15 protein-coding genes are annotated in these 18,262 nt (G+C 70.3%); 8 read left to right on the top strand and 7 right to left on the bottom strand.

Features of this window, described 5'->3' with window-relative positions; all coding sequences use genetic code 11:
* Positions 1-10 precede the first annotated feature (10 nt).
* A complete protein-coding gene (locus KBX46_RS25460) occupies positions 11-199 on the bottom strand; it encodes a DUF397 domain-containing protein (protein WP_210794343.1) in 189 nt (62 codons plus the stop codon).
* On the bottom strand, positions 190-891 hold the full coding sequence (locus tag KBX46_RS25455) for a DUF5753 domain-containing protein (RefSeq protein ID WP_308159693.1): 702 nt from the start codon (positions 889-891) through the stop codon (positions 190-192). Before KBX46_RS25455 ends, KBX46_RS25460 begins: the two co-directional genes overlap by 10 nt.
* Before the next feature lie 22 nt (positions 892-913).
* On the opposite strand from KBX46_RS25455, the gene KBX46_RS25450 reads away from it, so the two are divergent.
* Together KBX46_RS25450 and KBX46_RS25445 are read left to right on the top strand one after the other, a co-directional pair.
* The gene (locus KBX46_RS25450; protein WP_210794390.1) at positions 914-1,057 is read left to right on the top strand and encodes a hypothetical protein; all 144 of its coding nucleotides are present in this window, start codon (positions 914-916) and stop codon (positions 1,055-1,057) included.
* A gap of 121 nt (positions 1,058-1,178) precedes the next feature.
* Positions 1,179-1,406, top strand: a complete 228-nt coding sequence (locus tag KBX46_RS25445; protein ID WP_088949207.1) for a hypothetical protein — start codon at positions 1,179-1,181, stop codon at positions 1,404-1,406.
* Between the two features lie 77 nt (positions 1,407-1,483).
* On the opposite strand, the gene KBX46_RS25440 is transcribed toward KBX46_RS25445, so the two are convergent.
* Complete coding sequence (locus KBX46_RS25440; RefSeq protein ID WP_210794342.1) at positions 1,484-4,336, bottom strand: aconitate hydratase; 2,853 nt, start codon at positions 4,334-4,336, stop codon at positions 1,484-1,486.
* Positions 4,337-4,615: 279 nt separating this feature from the next.
* Here KBX46_RS25440 and KBX46_RS25435 point away from each other — a divergent pair, with 279 nt between their 5' ends.
* Positions 4,616-5,335, top strand: a complete 720-nt coding sequence (locus KBX46_RS25435) for a VTT domain-containing protein (RefSeq protein ID WP_307871385.1) — start codon at positions 4,616-4,618, stop codon at positions 5,333-5,335.
* Positions 5,336-5,398: 63 nt separating this feature from the next.
* Here KBX46_RS25435 and KBX46_RS25430 read toward each other — a convergent pair whose 3' ends face one another.
* The 3 genes from KBX46_RS25430 to KBX46_RS25420 form a co-directional block, all read right to left on the bottom strand.
* On the bottom strand, positions 5,399-6,058 hold the full coding sequence (locus KBX46_RS25430) for a C39 family peptidase (RefSeq protein ID WP_210794341.1): 660 nt from the start codon (positions 6,056-6,058) through the stop codon (positions 5,399-5,401).
* An 893-nt stretch (positions 6,059-6,951) separates the two neighbouring features.
* Positions 6,952-7,674 carry a dienelactone hydrolase family protein gene (locus tag KBX46_RS25425; RefSeq protein ID WP_088949203.1) on the bottom strand — a complete coding sequence of 241 codons (723 nt, stop codon included), beginning with the start codon at positions 7,672-7,674 and terminating at the stop codon, positions 6,952-6,954.
* Between the two features lie 64 nt (positions 7,675-7,738).
* Positions 7,739-7,927 carry a hypothetical protein gene (locus KBX46_RS25420; RefSeq protein ID WP_088949202.1) on the bottom strand — a complete coding sequence of 63 codons (189 nt, stop codon included), beginning with the start codon at positions 7,925-7,927 and terminating at the stop codon, positions 7,739-7,741.
* Between the two features lie 19 nt (positions 7,928-7,946).
* Here KBX46_RS25420 and KBX46_RS25415 point away from each other — a divergent pair, with 19 nt between their 5' ends.
* The 5 genes from KBX46_RS25415 (at position 7,947) to pulA (ending at position 16,307) form a co-directional block, all read left to right on the top strand.
* The gene (locus KBX46_RS25415) at positions 7,947-8,678 is read left to right on the top strand and encodes a hypothetical protein (protein ID WP_210794340.1); all 732 of its coding nucleotides are present in this window, start codon (positions 7,947-7,949) and stop codon (positions 8,676-8,678) included.
* Positions 8,679-8,715: 37 nt separating this feature from the next.
* Positions 8,716-9,105: a hypothetical protein gene (locus KBX46_RS25410; protein WP_088949200.1), complete on the top strand. Its 390-nt coding sequence runs from the start codon at positions 8,716-8,718 to the stop codon at positions 9,103-9,105.
* 136 nt (positions 9,106-9,241) lie between these two features.
* Entirely contained in the window at positions 9,242-9,922 is a 681-nt protein-coding gene (locus tag KBX46_RS25405; protein WP_210794339.1) for a hypothetical protein, read from the top strand.
* Positions 9,923-10,011: 89 nt separating this feature from the next.
* Complete coding sequence (locus KBX46_RS25400; protein ID WP_210794338.1) at positions 10,012-10,701, top strand: cellulose binding domain-containing protein; 690 nt, start codon at positions 10,012-10,014, stop codon at positions 10,699-10,701.
* A gap of 110 nt (positions 10,702-10,811) precedes the next feature.
* Complete coding sequence (pulA, locus tag KBX46_RS25395) at positions 10,812-16,307, top strand: pullulanase-type alpha-1,6-glucosidase (protein WP_210794337.1); 5,496 nt, start codon at positions 10,812-10,814, stop codon at positions 16,305-16,307.
* Between the two features lie 99 nt (positions 16,308-16,406).
* On the opposite strand, the gene KBX46_RS25390 is transcribed toward pulA, so the two are convergent.
* Positions 16,407-18,041, bottom strand: coding sequence for a hypothetical protein (locus KBX46_RS25390; protein ID WP_210794336.1), 1,635 nt, complete (start codon positions 18,039-18,041; stop codon positions 16,407-16,409).
* Positions 18,042-18,262: the final 221 nt, after the last annotated feature.

Below are 18,262 nucleotides of genomic sequence, written 5' to 3'. Positions count from 1 at the left end.
GGCAGTGGGGTCAGCCCCGCTTGGCCATAGCCAGGAATCGGGCCCAGGCCGTCGGGTCGAAGGCGAGCGTCGGACCGGCCGGGTCTTTGGAGTCACGTACGCCGATGACGCCCGCGAGGTTGTCGGCCACCTCGACACAGTCACCGCCATTGTTGCCACTCTTGGTGCTCTTGCGCCACCGAGCGCCGGTCAGGTCCATGATGCCGCCGCTTCTCTGATGAAATTGAGGGACTGGGCACGCGACAGGGCGCCGTCGCGAATGCGCTCCCACCGTCGATCCAGCGTAGCAACGTCGGCCGCTCGGTCGATGAGTTGCGCTTGTGCCTGGCTGTCGACGTGCGCGACCCGCGCCCCGTCCGGCATGTCCGCGACGGTGAACGGTCCACCGAGGCCCGGGTACATGCCGACGTCGGCGGGCACGACGAACAGCGACACGTTCGGCAGGGCGGCCTGCTCGGTCAGCCGCTCGCACTGTTCCCGCATCATGGCTCGGTCGCCATTGAGGGTGCGCCGGAGGATTCGCTCGTCGAGGACTGCGACGAGCAGGGGCGGGCGCTCCCGTCGCAGGATGGCCTGCCGGCTCAGCCGAGCCTCGGCGAGATCGTCGGCCTCGGCGGGCGTCAACGCCTCGCCGACAAGCGTCGCCAGCGCGTACGCCTTCGTCTGAAGAAGGCCAGGTATCCACGCGAGCTGAAACGACCGTAGCGACACCGCTTCACGCTCGATCTCGGCCCAGGGCCGGAACCAGGCCGGCGTCCGGCGCTTCAACACGTCCGGCCACAGCTCTTCAACGTTCCTACCGAGCACCTCGGCAACCCGGGCGCGATGACGCGTCTGGGGAACTCGTCCCGTGCTCGCCCACTTCGCGGCCGTCTTCGGATCGACACCAATCTCAGCAGCAAGACTGTCCGCCGTGTGGCCCCTCTCCCGCCGGGCGATCCGCGACCTGCGCGGCCAGCCGGGCGGCCCCGATCCGGTCGCCATCGTCCGCCGTTTCCTCTGGTTCCTGCCCCTCACCGACGAGGAGGCCCGTGCGGTCGCGCTACGGCTGCGCTGAGGGCCCACCCCGTCGGGCGCCGGGCCGTGATCGACCGGGCCGACGACCTCATCCGCGAGCGGATGAGAGTCCCTGTCGCGCATCCCTGTTGGGCGCAGCCGGCGACCGATATGGTCGCCACATGGAATTGCCGTTCGTCGTTGCTCTGCGCGGTTATGACATGCGTCAGGTCGAGAACCTCTTTGCCGAGGTCGATGGGGCTCTGGCTACTGACAGCGCTGTGTCACGGGCTGCCGCGCGAGACGCGCTGCGGGCGGCCAGCCTGCGACGGCGGCTACGTGGCTACGATGTCCGGGAAGTGGATGCGGCGATAGACCAACGGCTGGCTGCCCTCGCGCTCCCGCTCTGACCGCGAGCCTTCCTCGACTTGAACGGCGAAGGCCGCCCCCGCCGGAGCGGGAGCGGCCCTCGACCAGCCGTACGCGATCAGTTGGCGATCATGCGGCGCAGCACGTACTGCAGGATGCCGCCGTGCCGGTAGTAGTCCGCCTCACCGGGAGTGTCGATCCGCACCACGGCGTCGAACTCCACGCCGGTGTCGGTGCTGACCTGCACGGTGCTCGGGGTCTCGCCGTCGTTGAGCGCGGTCACCCCGGTGATGGTGAACGTCTCGGTGCCGGTGAGGCCGAGCGACTCGGCGGTGACGTCCACCGGGAACTGCAGCGGCAGCACGCCCATGCCGATGAGGTTGGAGCGGTGGATCCGCTCGTACGACTCGGCGATGACCGCCCGGACGCCCAGCAGCATCGTGCCCTTGGCCGCCCAGTCCCGCGACGAGCCCGAGCCGTACTCCTTGCCGGCCAGCACGACCAGCGGGATGCCGGCCTCCTGGTAGGCCACGGAAGCGTCGTAGATCGAGGTCTGCTCGCCGGTGAGGTGGTTGACGGTGAAGCCGCCCTCCACCCCGGGCACCAGCTGGTTGCGCAGCCGGATGTTGGCGAAGGTGCCCCGGATCATCACCTCGTGGTTGCCCCGGCGGGAGCCGTACGAGTTGAACTCGTGGCGCGGCACGCCGTGCTCGGCGAGGTACGTGCCGGCAGGGGAGTCGGCCTTGATCGAGCCGGCCGGCGAGATGTGGTCGGTGGTCACCGAGTCACCCAGCTTGGCCAGCACCCGGGCACCGGCGATGTCGACGACCGGGCTCGGCTCCTGCTGCATGCCCTCGAAGTACGGGGGCTTGCGCACGTAGGTGGAGTCGTTCTCCCAGGCGAAGGTGTCACCGGTCGGGGTGGGCAACGACTGCCACCGCTCGTCGCCGGCGAAGACGTCGGCGTACGCGGCGCTGAACCCGGTGGCGCCGATCGCCTGGGCGATGACGTCCTGGATCTCGGCGCTGTTCGGCCAGATCTCACGCAGGTAGACCGGGTTGCCCTCGGTGTCCTCACCGATCGGCTCGTTGGCCAGGTCGATGTCCATCGTGCCGGCGAGGGCGTAGGCGACCACCAGCGGCGGGGACGCCAGGTAGTTCATCTTGACGTCCGGGTTGATCCGGCCCTCGAAGTTCCGGTTGCCGGAGAGCACCGAGACCACCGACAGGTCGTGTTCGTTGACCGCGGCGGACACCTCCTCGGGCAGCGGGCCCGAGTTGCCGATGCACGTGGTGCAGCCGTAGCCGACCAGGTTGAAGCCGAGCTTGTTCAGGTACGGCGTGAGGCCGGCCCGCTCGTAGTAGTCCATGACGACCTTCGAGCCGGGCGCCAGGGTCGTCTTCACCCACGGCTTGCTGGTCAGGCCCTTGTCGACGGCGTTACGGGCCAGCAGCGCGGCACCGATCATCACCTGCGGGTTGGACGTGTTGGTGCACGAGGTGATCGCGGCGATCACCACGGCGCCGTGGTCCAGCTCGTACTCGACACCGTCGGCACCGGTGACCCGCACCGGGTTGCTGGCGCGACCGCCGGCACCGACCGCGGCGGTCTCCAGGTCCCGCGGCTCGTCGGCCGGGTCGCTGAACTCGTTGGCCGGCGGGTCGCTGGCCGGGAACGACTCGGCGCTGGCCTCGTCGGCCGGGCCATTCGCGCCGCGCGGAAGCTCCTCGCGGGGTACGCCCGGCTTGAGGTCACGCTCACCGACGGAGTCGTCCGCGACGTAGTCGGTCAGCGCGGAGCGGAACAGCGTCTTCGCGGCGCCCAGCGGCACCCGGTCCTGCGGGCGCTTCGGGCCGGCGAGCGACGGCTCGATGGAGCCCAGGTCCAGCTCCAGGCGCTCGGAGTAGTCCGGCTCGGCGTCCGGGTCGTGCCAGAGGCCCTGCTCCTTGGCGTACGCCTCGACGAGCGCGACCTGAGCGGCGTCGCGGCCGGTCAGCTCCAGGTAGCGGATCGTCTCCGCGTCGATCGGGAAGATCGCCACGGTGGAGCCGTACTCCGGGGACATGTTGCCGATGGTGGCCCGGTTGGCCAGCGGCACGGCGCCCACGCCGGGGCCGTAGAACTCCACGAACTTGCCGACCACACCGTGCTTGCGCAGCATCTCGGTGATGGTCAGCACCAGGTCGGTGGCGGTGGTGCCGGCCGGCATCTCGCCGGACAGCTTGAAGCCCACCACCCGGGGGATCAGCATGCTGACCGGCTGGCCGAGCATCGCGGCCTCGGCCTCGATGCCGCCGACGCCCCAGCCCAGCACACCCAGGCCGTTGACCATCGTGGTGTGCGAGTCGGTGCCGACCACGGTGTCCGGGTAGGCCTGGCCGTTGCGCTCCATGATGGTGCGGGCCAGGTACTCGATGTTGACCTGGTGCACGATGCCGGTGCCCGGCGGGACGACCTTGAACTCGTTGAACGCGGTCTGGCCCCAGCGCAGGAACTGGTAACGCTCCTTGTTGCGCTCGTACTCCAGCTCGACGTTGCGGGCGAACGCGTCCTCGCGGCCGAACAGGTCGGCGATCACCGAGTGGTCGATGACCAGCTCGGCCGGGGCGAGGGGGTTGACCTTGCTGGCGTCGCCGCCCAGGTCTCGCACCGCCTCGCGCATGGTGGCCAGGTCGACCACGCAGGGCACGCCGGTGAAGTCCTGCATGAGCACCCGCGCCGGGGTGAACTGGATCTCCACGCTCGGGGCGGCGGTGGAGTCCCACGCGCCGAGCTGACGGATGTGGTCGGCGGTGATGTTCGCGCCGTCCTCGGTCCGCAGCAGGTTTTCCAGCAGGACCTTCAAGCTGTACGGCAGCCGGGCGTGGCCGTCCACCTTGTCGATCTTGAAAATCTCGTAGCTCGCGTCTCCGACGCGTAGCTGGGTCTTCGCACCGAAGGTGTCGAGGCTCGCCACGTCGTACTCCTTCACACCAGCGACCGTGAGTAGTCCTGAGCAGTCTGTCGCACCGGTCGGGGGGCCGCCGAGGTTAGGTGACACTTACCGCCGATTCCGCTCTCAACAAAACCGTACGTCCGTCTTGCTAGTTCTGCAACCCGGCTGGCGCCTTCCACGGTCCACCACCACCCCTAGCCTCCTAGGACGCCCTGCGGGACGTGGGTCGTGCCACCTGAACCGGGCCGCCGCCGCGGTGCACTGTGCGATCGGACCGCCACAGGTAGGGTTCGAGGCCGGCCGGAAGGGGTCACCGTGTTCGATGTCCAGCACTGGCTCGAGTCGCTGCCGCCGATCGCGGTCTACCTGCTCGTCGGCGGGGTGATCGGCGTGGAAAGCATGGGCGTGCCCCTGCCGGGCGAGATCGTCCTGGTCAGCTCCGCCCTGCTCGCCGCCACCGGCGTGGTGGAACCGGAGTGGGTGGCCACCGCCGCGGCCACCGGCGCGATCGTCGGTGACTCCATCGGGTACGCCGTGGGTCGCCGGGGTGGCCGTCCACTGCTCGCCCGACTGGGTCGCCGTTTCCCCCGTCACCTTGGCCCCGCCCAACTTGCCCGCGCGGAGCAGAGCTTCGCCCGGTACGGAGTCTGGGCCGTGTTCTTCGGTCGCTTCGTGGCACTCCTGCGGATCCTGGCCGGGCCGCTCGCCGGGGCGCTGCACGTGCCGTACCGGCGGTTCCTGCTGGCCAACGCGGCCGGAGGGCTGGTCTGGGCGTTCGGCACCACCTACCTGCTGTTCACCGTGGGCCGGGCGGCCGAGCACTGGCTCAAGGACATCTCCTGGGCCGGGCTGGTCCTCGCCGTGCTCGCCGGCCTCGCCAGCACCTGGTGGCTGCGCCGACGAGCCCATCGGCTGGAGGCCGCCGAGCCCCCGGCGCCTGACACCGAGCCCTCGGCGCCCGACACCGAGCCGGCGCCCGACACCGAGCCCTCGGCGCCCGACACCGAGCCGGCGCGCGCCCACAGCGACACCTGACCTGGACGTGCCGAAGGGCCGGGCCCCGTGGTGGGGTCCGGCCCTTCGGTGTGTCGGTCGCGGTCAGCTGGTGGCGTAGCCGCGGGTGGCGATCCAGTCGGCGAGGTGCTCGACGGTGACCTCGTAGGAGGCGGTGTTCGGGTTGGCGGAGTCGGCGATCTTCACGATCTGGCCGTTGTCGCGGTAGCCGACGACGCTGATGTAGTGCCCGCCCTCGAAGGAGTGGATAGCACCGTCGGTGTCAGTGGTGGTGCCGGCGATGTTGGCGACCACGGCCCGGCCGTCGTCAACAGTCTTGACGATGTCGGCGCGCAGCTTGTCGGTCTGCTTCGCGTCAGCGTCCGGGGTGCTGATCTCCACGGACCGGTAGGCGTCGTTCTTACCGGTCTCCTTGTTCAGCACCGGGGTGATGTCGTTGATGGAGTTGGTGCCGGCCTCGGTGGTGCCCATCTCCTTGGCCATCGCGTCGACGCTGATGTCCTTGCCCTGCACACTCAGGGCGTTACGGGCGGCGGCGGGTCCGCAGTAGTAGAAGTTCGGCTGGGCCTCGTAGCGCACGCCCAGCTGACGCTCACCCGCAGGCTTGCGATCAGACTGCGTCTGAGTAGTGGGCTTGGCATCGGTCGCGGCGTACGCGGCGGTGACGGGTCCGACGATCGCGCCGCCGGTGAAGGCCAGGCCAGCAGCGGTCAGAGCGGTCTTACGAATCAGATCGGTACGCATGATGGCGTGCTCCTCTGCGATTGGGGGTGCACGGCACGCCCGGGGGGTGGGCGTGCCGCACGTGCAAGGGGGGAAAGTTTTGGAGGTTCTTGCCCGGTGGCCACAGGGGCCGGCGTCGGGTGAGGGTGTAACGGTGCGGGGCGGCGGGTCATTCCACCTGGCCCCGGCTTGTGGTGCTCGGGGGTGCGGGGTGTGTAACCGGCCGGGCCGGCGAGTCATTCCGCCGGGCTCCCGGCCTGTGTGGCTCGGGGTGTAACCGGCCGGGCCGGTGAGTCATTCCGCCGGGCTCCCGGCCTGCGTGCTCCGGGGGATGTAACCGGGGCGGCCTGTCGGGTGTTCCCGGCGGCTGCCGCGCCCCACGACCCGAAAGTCGCGGTGGCATGCCAGGTATAACGACCCCGCCCGGCCCACGATTCCGCCGCCAGGGTGGCCCCGACCACGGGACACGCACGCCGAAACCGGACACCCGCCCCGCGGACGGATCCGCCGATCCGGACACCACACCCGGCAACCACCGGCGTCGACAATCCAAGATCCGCGCACTTTCGGGGAAGTTGCTGCCTCACGTCGCGGCGAGGCAGCAAGTTCCCTGATGTTGCGCGGATCTTGACCGGGGTGGTGATCCGGGCAGTCACGCCGGGGACGTCAAACGCGACGCATCACGCCAAGGTCGCGCTCGATCCAGGAAACAGGCCCCGTCCGGCGCCAACGAGGCCACTACAACCTGGATCGAGCGCGATCATGGGAGACCCAGAGGGCCGTTGACCGCGGACCGAGGGCCGCCGACCGAGGGCCCAGAGCCGTCGACCGAGGGCGGCCGACCGAGGGCCGAGAGCCGTCGACCGAGGTCCGCCGACCGACAGACCGACAGACCGACAGACCGACAGAGTGGGTCAGGTCGCCTTCAGCAGGTCGAGGACTGCGTCTCGGGCGGTCACGACGGCGGCCTCCGACTGTGGGTTGTGGTCGAGGATGTCGAAGCTGTGCTGACCGTCCGGTATTTCGATCACCTGTATCGGCCAACCGTGCGCGGTCGCCGCCGGGAGGAACGCTTCGATCCCGGCCAGGACCGGTGGGATGTCCCGTCCGGCCCGGGTCAGCACCAGAGGGACGTGCGCACCGGAGTCGAGTGCGTCGACGGGCAGGAACCGGGGGTCGACCTCCCAGCCGGGGAAGGGGACGAGCAGCGGGTAGGTGAGCGCGATCCCGCGTAGCCATGGTGGCGCCGCGCGCAGCCAGTCCGCTGCGAAGAGGCCTCCGCCGGAGAAGAACCACAGCACTACCCGCTCGGGGTCGACGCGCGGGTCGGCGCGGACCTGCTCGACCATCGCGGCGATGTCGTCGGCCGCGGCGGGGAGGGCTGACAGGTCGGTTACCTGGTAGCTGATCACTGCGGTGACCACGCCGCTGTCGGCGAGCAGTGCGCCGTAGCCGCGGTAGAGAAGCCAGTCGCGGGGGTCGGCTGCGTCGGGCGGCAGTGGGGCGCCGTGCACCACCACGACGGCGGGGGCGGGGTCGGTGCGGGTGGGCAGGTGCAGGTCGACGTTGCCGTGCCGTTCGACGGGCGCGGCAGGGGGTGACAGGACGAAGGGCCGTTGTGCGACAGGCGTCGTCATGCCCCGATGATATCGATCATGCGCCTGCTCAGGTGCCCCGTCGACGATCCACAGGGGTGGGTGGTCAGGCGGGGTCGCTGGGCTTCGTGGCGTCGCCGGCCTGGGCGTGTCGTTCCAGCAGCCGCTGCCGGATCTCCTCCGGGGTGTACGCGCGTCGGCGCCGTTCAGCGCGCGCGATGACCACGCCGGAAGCCGCGACGCCGGCGAGGCCGGCGAGCCCGAGAACCTTCCACCACCGCATTCGTTGCCGCATCGGCCTAGGCTAGACCCTCATGAGCATCAGCCTGGATGAGGCCGTCGAGTTGACCCGCACCGGTGACGTGTGGGTGTTCCGGGGTCGCAGCGTGCCGGACCGGGCGATCCAGTTCACCACCAACAGCCCGGTCAACCACGTCGGGATGGCGGTGGTGCTCGACGACATGCCGCCGTTGATGTGGCACGCGGAGCTGGGCAGGTCGCTGCCCGATCTGTGGTCGGGCACCCACCAGCGTGGGGTCCAGTTGCACGACCTGCGGGACGCGGTCGGCGTGTGGGCCAACCGGTACGGTCAGCGGGCCTGGCTGCGGCAGCTCGACCCGCCGGCCGACGGGGAGATGGAGCGGGCGGTGCTGCGGACGATCGCGCGGTTGGACGGCACGCCGTTCCCGTCGACGGCCCAGTTGGCGTGGCGGTGGGTGCGTGGTCGGGTGCCGGCTCTGCCGCACCCCGGCAAGCTTGCGCTGCCGCAGCTCGGCCGCCTGGCGTTGTCGCACCTTGGCCGGCCGGCACCACAGTCAACGTCGACCGGATCGACCCCGTCCACCCCGGCGGAGCGGGATCGGGCACTGGAGACTGCGTACTGCGCCGAGGTGGTCGCGGTGACCTACGAGGCAATGGGGTTGTTGCCGGCGGGGCGGCGTCCGAACTGGTACGACCCGGGGCGGTTCTGGAGTGGGGACGACCTGGGTCTGGCCAACGATGCCAGGCTGGGTTCGGAGATTGAGGTACGTGTACCGCCTCGTTGAGGTTTGACCTGGCCGGTGACCGGCAATTGCCCTTGCCGTGAACGCTCCCACGAATCTCGACACGTTGGCCGACTTCTTCGACCGGTACGGCGTGGCGCTGACCTCCGGCGACCTGCCGGTTCTCGCCGGCTGTTATGCCCTGCCGGGGTTGGTTGTGGCCGACACCTACAGCTTCTCGTTCACGTCACCGGCGGCGGTGGCGTTGTCCTTCGTGGGTGCCGCACCCGACTACCAGGAGCGGGAGCTGATCGCCGCGCATGCGCGGATCGAGGACGTGCAGCCGCTGTCTGCGCTGTTGACGATGGTGGCGGTGGAGTGGGAGTTCCTGGACAGCCGGGGGCAGTCGGTGCCGGGGGAGCGGTATCGCTATCTGCTGCGGACCTCGGACGAGGGGCCGCTCATCTGCACTGTCGTCCGGACGGCCTGACCGAGCGGGAACGTCCGCCGGGGCGGGCCGTTTTCCGTGGCGCGTCGGCCGGTCGGCCGGATCCGTACCCGCCTGGTTTCCGGTCTGGCTGGTGCTGGCTACGCTGTCGCGTCGGTGGGGGACGAGGGGAGACCTGATGGCGGTGCGGCCGGACGGTGCGACGGGGACGCGGGCGGCTCGGGTGTTGGCATCGGTGCCGTGGATCGTGGTGCTGCTCGGTGTGTGTGCGCTGGTGGTGCTCCTGGTGATCGCGCTGCTGTCGTTCCGGACCAGGGAGCGCGACGCCAGACCGCAGGCCGCGCCTCCGGTGTTCCTGCCGACCGTGCCGGCTGCGGCGTCGGCGACGGGTGGGCCGAGTCCGGCTGGTGTGGAGCGGCGTTCGGTGTCGCCTCGGCCGTCGCGCAGCAGTCGGACGCCGTCGCCACGCGCCAGCGTGACCGGCTCCCCGACGCCGGGGCGGACGAGCGCCCCGGCGGTGTCGACGCCCCTGGTGGCGAAGACGGTCAGCGCCCGGTACGAGGTCGGCACGAACGGCCGGGACGGGGACGCGGCGGTGCTGTCGATCGCGAACGAGTCGAGCCGGTCGGTGGACTGGGTGGTGGAGTTGACGTTCGACGACGACCTGTGGGCACTGCGCATTTCTGACGACGAGGGGATCTCGGTGCGGGGGCGCGGCAACGGCGAGTTCGTGTTGCAGGGGACCCGTTCGCTGGACCCGGGTGGTTCGCGGACGCTGCGGCTGCGCCTCGGGTGGGGTGAGTCCGCGGAGCGGCCGCGCCGGTGCACGATCAACGGGATCGACTGCCGGCTCGGCTGAGCTGGTTTCGGGCCGTGGGTGCGGCGGCGGCGCTTCCCGGCCCGCCCGCCGGTCGCTACGCTGCCCGGACGGTCCGCTGAGGGAGGTACATGTCCGGCATGCGTCGCTTCCCGCGACTGTCGCCCGGTCCGGTCGCCATCGTGTCGTCGCCCTGGATCGTCGTGGGCGCTGGTGTCGTCGTGATGGTGGTCCTGCTCTTCGTGGCCCTGGGCACGTACCGGGGGCCTGATCCGGCCCCGGACGGCGCGTCGGCGCCGCCGGCGTTGCCGCTGCCGTCGGCGGAGGCCGTGCCGAGCGAACCCGCACCGGCGTCGTCGCCGGCAGGTGCGTTGCCGGGGTTGTCCGCGCGTGCGAGCGGGTTGCCGCCGAGCGCCGCGACGCCGTCGCCGTCGGTGGCCCCGTCTGTCGGGTCGACGGGTCGGCCGTCGGCGACGCGGTCGCCGAGTCGGGCGGCGCAGGTGCAGCCGGCGGTGACTGGCCGGTACCGGGTGGTGCAGAGCTTCGACGGGGGATTCATCGGCGAGGTGTCGATGGTCAACGCGTCGCCCCAGAGCCGTGGTTGGACGGTGCGGCTTGAGTTCTCCGGTGGACGGTTCGTGACCGCCTGGGTGGAGGGCGTTCCGCAGGGGACGGTGCGGCAGTCCGACGACGGCTTCACGTACGTCAGTGGGGTGGACGTGCGGCCCGGTGGGTCGGCGTCGTTGCGTTTCCACATGGAGCGGACGTCGGGTACGCCGCGGCTGTGCACTGTCGACGGGGTGCGCTGCGGCGGGTTCTGAGCCGCGTTTCCGCAAGGACTCTGCTGTGTTGCGACTGTGTTTGCAAGGGATTGCAGAATGTTTCGGCAAGGGTTAGCGTGCGGCCAATCAGCGACCAGAGGAAGGCGTCGATGACACCCCCGCCGAAACCGCGCACCACCCTGGCCCTCGTCTCCCTGCTCACCTTGACGCTCGTCGGCACCTCGGTCGCCGTGCCCCCGGCCGCCGCCGCGGCCCCTCGGACGTCCGCCGGTGTCCCCGTCGCCGTCGGCGGGGCCGCCCAGTGGAGCAACGAACCCTCCGCCGAGGCACTGCTGAAGGCGGCCGACAACTCCGCCCGGGCCGAGCAGTTCTACTTCGTCCTGCCGGACCGGTTCGCCAACGGCGACCCCCGCAACGACCGGGGTGGCCTCACCGGTGACCGGCTGCGGACCGGGCTCGACCCGGCCGACAAGGGCTTCTACCACGGCGGTGACCTCAAGGGCGTCATCGACAAGTTGGACTACATCCAGGGGATGGGCACCACGGCCATTTGGCTCGCCCCGATCTTCAAGAACCGGCCGGTGCAGGGCTCCGGCGACGACGTCTCGGCCGGTTACCACGGTTACTGGATCACCGACTTCACCCAGGTGGACCCGCACTTCGGCACCAACGAGGAGATGAAGCGCCTGGTCAAGCTCGCCCACCAGCGCGGCATCAAGATCTACCTCGACGTGATCGTCAACCACACCGCCGACGTCATCAAGTACGCCGAGGACAAGTACGCGTACGTGGACAAGGCGACCTCGCCGTACACCGACGCGCAGGGGCGGGCGTTCGAGGACCGCAACTACGCCGACGGCAGCCGCGCGTTCCCGCCGGTCGACCAGGAGTCGTTCCCGTACACCCCGACGTTCGCCGAGCCGAAGGACGCGACAGTCAAGGTCCCGGCCTGGCTGAACGACGCCACCATGTACCACAACCGGGGCGACTCCACGTTCGCCGGTGAGAACAGCGAGTACGGCGACTTCTTCGGCCTCGACGACCTGTGGACCGAGCGTCCCGAGGTGGTCCAGGGGCTGACCAGGGCGTACGGGGACTGGATCGGCGCGACCGGCGTCGACGGGTTCCGGCTGGACACCGTGAAGCACGTCAACATGGACTTCTGGCCGCAGTTCAGCCAGGGCATCGAGCGGGCCGCCGAGAAGGCCGGCAAGAAGGACTTCTTCATGTTCGGCGAGGTCTACAGCGCCGACCCGGAGATCAGCTCCAGCTACGTGCGGCAGGGTGGCCTGCCGGCGACCCTCGACTTCGCCTTCCAGGAGGCCGCGCGCGGTTACACCGCCGGTGCCGGCTCGGCGAAGGCGCTCGCCGACGTGTACGCCCGCGACGACCTCTACGCCGCCCGGGACACCGACGCCGGCCGGCTCACCACCTTCCTCGGCAACCACGACATGGGCCGGATCGGGTCGTTCGTCGCCGGTGGTGGCACCGACCCGGCCAGTCACCTGCGCCGCGACCAGCTCGCGCACCAGCTGATGTTCCTGACCCGTGGACAACCGGTCGTCTACTCCGGCGACGAGCAGGGCTTCACCGGCCCCGGTGGGGACAAGGACGCCCGGCAGGACATGTTCGCCTCGACGACCCCCGACTACCTCGACGACGACCTGCTCGGCACCGACCGCACCCACGCCAGCGACCAGTTCGACACCAGCCACCCGCTGTACCGGACGATCGCCGAGCTGGGCCGGCTGCGCCAGGCGCACCCCGCGCTGCGCGACGGTGTGCAGGTCACCAGGTACGCCGCCGACGGCCCCGGCGTCTTCGCCGCCTCCCGGATCGCCCCCGCCGACCGGACCGAGTACGTCGTGGCGGTGAACAACGCCGACACCGCGCAGACTGTCACGGTGGACACCTGGTCGGCCGGCGCCACCTTCACCGGTATCTACGGCGGCAGCCAGACCGCCACGGCCGGCGCCGACGGCAAGCTGAGCCTGACCGTGCCACCGCTGTCGGCGGTGGTGCACCGGGCCGGCACGCCCGTCGCGCGCCCGGTCGCCGCGCCGCGCATCACCATCACCAGCCCGGCTCCGGACGCGCTGGTCGCCACCCGGGCCGCCGTCACCGCCCAGGTGACCGGTGACCCGCTCGCCACCGTCACCGTCGCCGCCCGGGTCGCGGGTGGCCGGTGGACGTTGCTGGGCAGCGCCGACCACGCGCCGTACACCGTGCAGCACGACCTGACCGGCCTGGCCGGCGGCACCCGCGTCGAGTACAAGGCGGTGGTCCGCGACGGTCGGGGCCGCACCGCGACCGCCCGGTCCACGGCCATCGTGGGTACGCCGGCACAGGGCAAGTCCCGGGAGTGGGCGGTGGTGCACTACCAACGCCCCGCCGGTGGGTACGACGACTGGAGTTTGTACGCCTGGGGGGACATCGACCCGGCGTACGTCACCGAGTGGCCCAAGGGGCAGCCGTTCGTCGGGGAGGACGCCTACGGCCGGTTCGCCTGGGTGAAACTCAAGCCGGGCGCGAAGTCCGTGGGTTTCGTGGTGGTCGACTCCGACGGCAACAAGGACGTCGCCCAGGACCGCAGCGTCGACGTCACGGCAACCGGCGAGGTCTGGCTCAAACAGGGTGACCCGGTGGTCTACCCGAGCAGGCAGGCGGCCACCGGTGAACCGGATCCGGCGGTCGAGGAGGGCACCGCGGTGATCCACTATCGGAGGGCCGACGGCAACTACGACGGCTGGGGCCTGCACCTGTGGGACGGCGCGGCCAACCCGACCGAGTGGTCCGCGCCGCTGAAGCCCACAAGCACTGACGCGTTCGGGGCGGTGTTCCGGGTGCCGCTGGCCGCCGGCGCGACCGGGCTGAACTACGTCATCCACCAGGGCGACACCAAGGATCTGCCCGACGACCAGCGGCTCGACTTCGCCAGCGCGGGCCGGGAGGTGTGGCTGCTCGCCGCCACGCCGGGCCGGTTGCTGCCGTCCATGGCGACCAGCGTCAACGCGGACACCGACATCAGCAAGCAGAGGGCGCACTGGATCGACCGGTCCACAGTGGCGTGGCAGACCCCGCCGACCGACGGCAGGACGTACGCGCTCGTCGTCTCGCCCGAGGGCGGGGTCGGCGTGGTCGACGGGGAACTGACCGGGACGTACACCACGTTGCCGTTGCGGGCGCAGCGCAACGGGCTCACCGAGGCCCAGCGCACGACGTTCCCGCACCTGTGGTCGTACCGTAGCTTCGCGCTGGACCGGGGCGACCTGGCCAAGGTCCCGGCGGCGCTGCGGGGGCAGGTGCTGGTGACCGAGCGCGACGCGGAGGGTGCCCTGCTCGCGGCGACCGGCGTGCAGATCCCCGGCGTGCTCGACGACGTGTATGCGCGGGCCACCGACGCCACCCTCGGGCCGACGTTCGCGGGCCGGACGCCGAGCGTCGCGCTGTGGGCGCCGACCGCGCGCACCGTGGCGTTGCAGCTGTTCGACTCGCCCACCGCCGCGCCGAGGACCGTGCCGATGCGCCGCGACGACCGCACCGGTGTCTGGTCGGCGCGCGGCAACCAGAGTTGGGCCGGCAAGTACTACCGGTACCAGGTGCGGGCGTGGCAGCCGGCGGTGCAGAAGATGGTCACCGCGTCGGTGACCGACCCGTACTCGGTGGCTCTCGCCGCGGACTCCACGCACAGCCTGCTGGTCGACCTGAACGACGCGGCGCTGGCCCCGGCGGGTTGGCGGACGCTGCGCAAACCGGCGCCCGTGCCCCCGGCGAAGGCGCAGATCTCCGAACTGTCGGTACGCGACTTCTCCATCGCCGACGAGACCGTGCCGGCCGAGCGGCGGGGAACGTTCCTCGCCTTCACCGACCCGAAGACCGCCGGCATGACCCACCTGCGCGCCCTCGGTGACGCCGGTGTCACCCACCTGCACCTGCTGCCGGCGTTCGACTTCGCGACGATCCCGGAGAAGCGGGCCGACCAGCGGCAGCCCGCCTGCGACCTGGCGGCGCTCCCGCCGGACTCCGCGGAACAGCAGAAGTGCGTGGCGGCGGTCGCCGAAACCGACGGCTACAACTGGGGGTACGACCCGCTGCACTACACCGTCCCGGAGGGCGGCTACGCCGTCGACCCGGCCGGTGCGGCGCGGACCACCGAGTTCCGGCGGATGGTCGCCGGGGTGAACGGCGCCGGGCTGCGGGTGGTGATGGACGTGGTCTACAACCACACCTCGGCCGCCGGTGTCGACGACAAGTCGGTGCTCGACCAGGTCGTGCCCGGCTACTACCACCGGTTGTTGGAGGACGGCACGGTAGCCAATTCGACCTGCTGCGCCAACACCGCGCCCGAGCACGCCATGATGGGCAAGCTGGTCGTCGACTCACTGGTGACCTGGGCAAAGCAGTACAAGGTGGACGGTTTCCGGTTCGACCTGATGGGTCACCACCCGAAGGCGAACATCCTCGCCGTCCGCAGCGCCCTGGACCGGCTGACCGTCGCCCGCGACGGCGTGAACGGCAAGGCGATCATGCTCTACGGCGAGGGCTGGAACTTCGGCGAGGTCGCGGGCGACGCCCGTTTCGTCCAGGCCACCCAGGCCAACATGGCCGGCACCGGCATCGGCACCTTCAACGACCGGCTGCGCGACGCGGTACGCGGCGGCGGACCGTTCGACACCAACCCCCGCGTGCAGGGCTTCGCGTCCGGGCTCTACACCGACCCGAACGGCGACGCGGTCAACGGGTCGGCGGCGGAGCAGAAGGCGCGCCTGCTGCACGCCCACGACCTGATCAAGGTGGGGCTCACCGGCAACCTGCGCGGGTACCGGTTCACCGACACCGCCGGACGGCAGATCACCGGCGCGCAGGTGGACTACAACGGCTCCCCGGCCGGCTACACCGCCGCTCCGGGGGAGGCCGTCACCTACGTCGACGCGCACGACAACGAGATCCTGTACGACGCGCTGGCCTACAAACTGCCGCAGGCCACCTCGGCGACCGACCGCTCCCGCATGCAGGTGCTGGCGCTGGGCACCGTGGTGCTGGGGCAGGGCACCGGGTTCGTCACCGCGGGCACCGAACGGCTGCGGTCGAAGTCACTGGACCGCAACTCGTACAACTCCGGAGACTGGTTCAACCAGATCCGGTGGGGCTGCGAGCGGGGCAACGGGTTCGGCGCCGGTTTGCCGCCCGCGCAGGACAACGAGGACAAGTGGTCGTACGCCAAGCCCCTGCTGGCGGACCCGGCGCTGGTGCCGGACTGCGCGGCCATCAACACCACCGACGCCCGGTACGCCGAGCTGCTGCGCATCCGGGCGTCGTCGCCGGTGTTCGGGCTGGCCACCGCCGAGCAGGTGCAGCAGCGGGTGGCGTTCCCGGTGTCCGGGGAGCAGGAGACGCCCGGCGTGCTGACCATGACGCTCGACGCCCGAGGGCTGGGCGGGTCGTGGAAGTCGTTGACCGTCGTATTCAACAGCACCCCGGAGACGGCGAAGCAGACGGTGACCGACCTGCGCGGTGCGGACGTGGCGCTGCACCCGGTGCTGGTCGACTCGGCCGATCCGGCGCTGCGTACCGCCTCGTTCGACCGGGCGGCCGGCACGTTCAGCGTCCCGGCGCGCAGCGTGGCGGTGTTCGTCCAGAAGTAGTGACGTGAACGTGGACCGGCCCCCTTCCGCGTGGTGCGGAAGGGGGCCGGTCCGTTGTGCTGTCACCCCTGCTGCTGTGCCATCGTCACCCAGGGGTGATCAGGCGAAGCAGTTCTCGATGGTGCCGCCCGGGATGGCCAGGCAGTTGGTCGGACGGTTGGCGGTGATGGCGGACTTCTCGTCCACGTTCACCTCTCCGAAGAAGCTGAAGACACCGCCCGGCTCGAAGGTGGAGAAGTTGTGGGCGACCGTCGTCTTCGACAGGTTGACCTCGCCGAAGATGTTGAAGATGCCGCCGCCGACCCCGATCGGGCCCACGGCCCGGTTGCCGACGACCTCGCTGTCGCGCAGCGTGGTGACGCTGCCGACGTTGAAGAGCCCGCCGCCGAAGAACCCGGCGGTGTTGTCCTTGATGCTGCTCTTCTCGAACGTGACCGCGCTGTCGAAGGCGATGGCCACACCGCCACCGACACCAGCGGTGCTGTTCTTCTCGATCGAGACGTGGTGCAGGTTCAGCTGGCTGTCCGCCGCAACGAGACCGCCACCGGCGAGGACTGCGGTGTTCGAGACGAACTTGGTCTCGTACGCCGTGGTGTTGCCCTCGATGTCGAGGAGGCCACCGCCGAAGCCGAGCGTCTCGTTGTCGCTGATCTCACCCTTCTTGATCTCGACGGTCCCGCCGTTGACATCGTCGGTGAAGATCGGCGCGGCGCCGTTGGAGATACCGCCACCACCGATGACGGCGGTGTTGTCCTTGATCTTCGACTCCTCGACCTTGAGCAGGCCGGCGTTGAAGACACCACCACCGAAGAAGAAGGCGGTGTTACGGGCGACGGTGCTGTGCCAGATCTTCGTGGTGCCGAAGTTGGCCACGCCACCGCCGTTGCCGCCCGACTGGTTGAGGACGACCTCGGACTCCAGGATCTCGGCGGTGCCACCCGGCTGGACCAGGATGCCGGCGCCGTCGTTCTCCTCCGGCTGCTGGACGAGCGGCGTCACGACGCCCGCCTGAGCCTTCGGGGTGACCTTCGGCGCGGCCTTCAGGCCCGCCTTCGGGTTGGCCTGCCGCGCGGTGAGCGCCTGGGCCAGCGGGGTGCCGGCCTTCACCTGGGCGGCGAGCGCCTCGGAGTCCGAGTAGGCCGCCCAGACCGCAGCCGGCTCGACGCCGTTCTCCAGTTCGAGGGTCTGGCCACCCTTGATGGTCAGGCCCTTGACGGTGAGGTGACCACCAGCGCCGACGTTCAGGATGCGGAAGTAGTCCGCGGTGGCTTCCCGGGAGATCGTCGTGTGCTCACCCTTGAGCGTGATGTGCTCGGTGATCACCGGGAGGCCGTTGCCCTCGTAGTCGTTGCGGGTCAGGTTGTAGGTGCAGCCCTTGGCCAGCTCCAGCACACCGCCGTTCTTGCTGTTGGCGAACACGATCGCCTGGATCAGCTTGTCGGTGTCGCAGGGCACCTCCCTCCCGCGCTCGTGGTCCTTGTCCTTGTCCTTGTTCCGGTCCTCGCCCTTGTCCTTGTCCCAGTCGCGTCCCTCGTCACCCCGCTGGTCGCCGTCCTTGCTGACCTGCGCGGTGTTCCAGTTCAGGCCGACGGCTCCGGCGCTGCCCGCGACGCCAACCGCCGCGAGACTGATCACGCCCGTCAAACCGGCTACGCCACTGGCGAGCCAGAGCTTGCGGCGGCGCTTGGCCGTCGCCCGCCCGGAGGCTTCGTTGTTCGTTAGGTAGTTGGACATCGGAGCTCTCTGCCCTCTCCTCGTACCAGACAGGGTCGCCGCCGTCAGACGGGCGTCCCCTGCTACAAATCGGTTGTAGCTCCCAAAACCACCGTATGAGAAGGTTCCTCGCCTCGCGGGCTTATCCGAAAGAAGCCCACATTCGGTTCATGTTGCATCCGGAAAGGCCGGGACACCCCGCCGTGCCCACTGCCGCCCAGGACGGCCGTAGACCCCTCTTG

The organism is Micromonospora sp. C81 (genome assembly GCF_018070425.1).
Lineage (GTDB): Bacteria > Actinomycetota > Actinomycetes > Mycobacteriales > Micromonosporaceae > Micromonospora > Micromonospora zamorensis.
This window is presented reverse-complemented; position numbering and strand designations above follow the sequence as displayed.

Coding starts and splice junctions, on each gene's coding strand:
- KBX46_RS25445 (WP_088949207.1), top strand. CDS start 1,179: ATGGAATTGCCGTTCGTCGTTGCTCTGCGCGGTTATGACATGCGTCAG.
- KBX46_RS25430 (WP_210794341.1), bottom strand. CDS start 6,058: ATGCGTACCGATCTGATTCGTAAGACCGCTCTGACCGCTGCTGGCCTG.
- KBX46_RS25400 (WP_210794338.1), top strand. CDS start 10,012: ATGTCCGGCATGCGTCGCTTCCCGCGACTGTCGCCCGGTCCGGTCGCC.
- KBX46_RS25390 (WP_210794336.1), bottom strand. CDS start 18,041: ATGTCCAACTACCTAACGAACAACGAAGCCTCCGGGCGGGCGACGGCC.
- pulA (WP_210794337.1), top strand. CDS start 10,812: ATGACACCCCCGCCGAAACCGCGCACCACCCTGGCCCTCGTCTCCCTG.
- KBX46_RS25415 (WP_210794340.1), top strand. CDS start 7,947: ATGAGCATCAGCCTGGATGAGGCCGTCGAGTTGACCCGCACCGGTGAC.
- KBX46_RS25460 (WP_210794343.1), bottom strand. CDS start 199: ATGGACCTGACCGGCGCTCGGTGGCGCAAGAGCACCAAGAGTGGCAAC.
- KBX46_RS25420 (WP_088949202.1), bottom strand. CDS start 7,927: ATGCGGCAACGAATGCGGTGGTGGAAGGTTCTCGGGCTCGCCGGCCTC.
- KBX46_RS25425 (WP_088949203.1), bottom strand. CDS start 7,674: ATGACGACGCCTGTCGCACAACGGCCCTTCGTCCTGTCACCCCCTGCC.
- KBX46_RS25405 (WP_210794339.1), top strand. CDS start 9,242: ATGGCGGTGCGGCCGGACGGTGCGACGGGGACGCGGGCGGCTCGGGTG.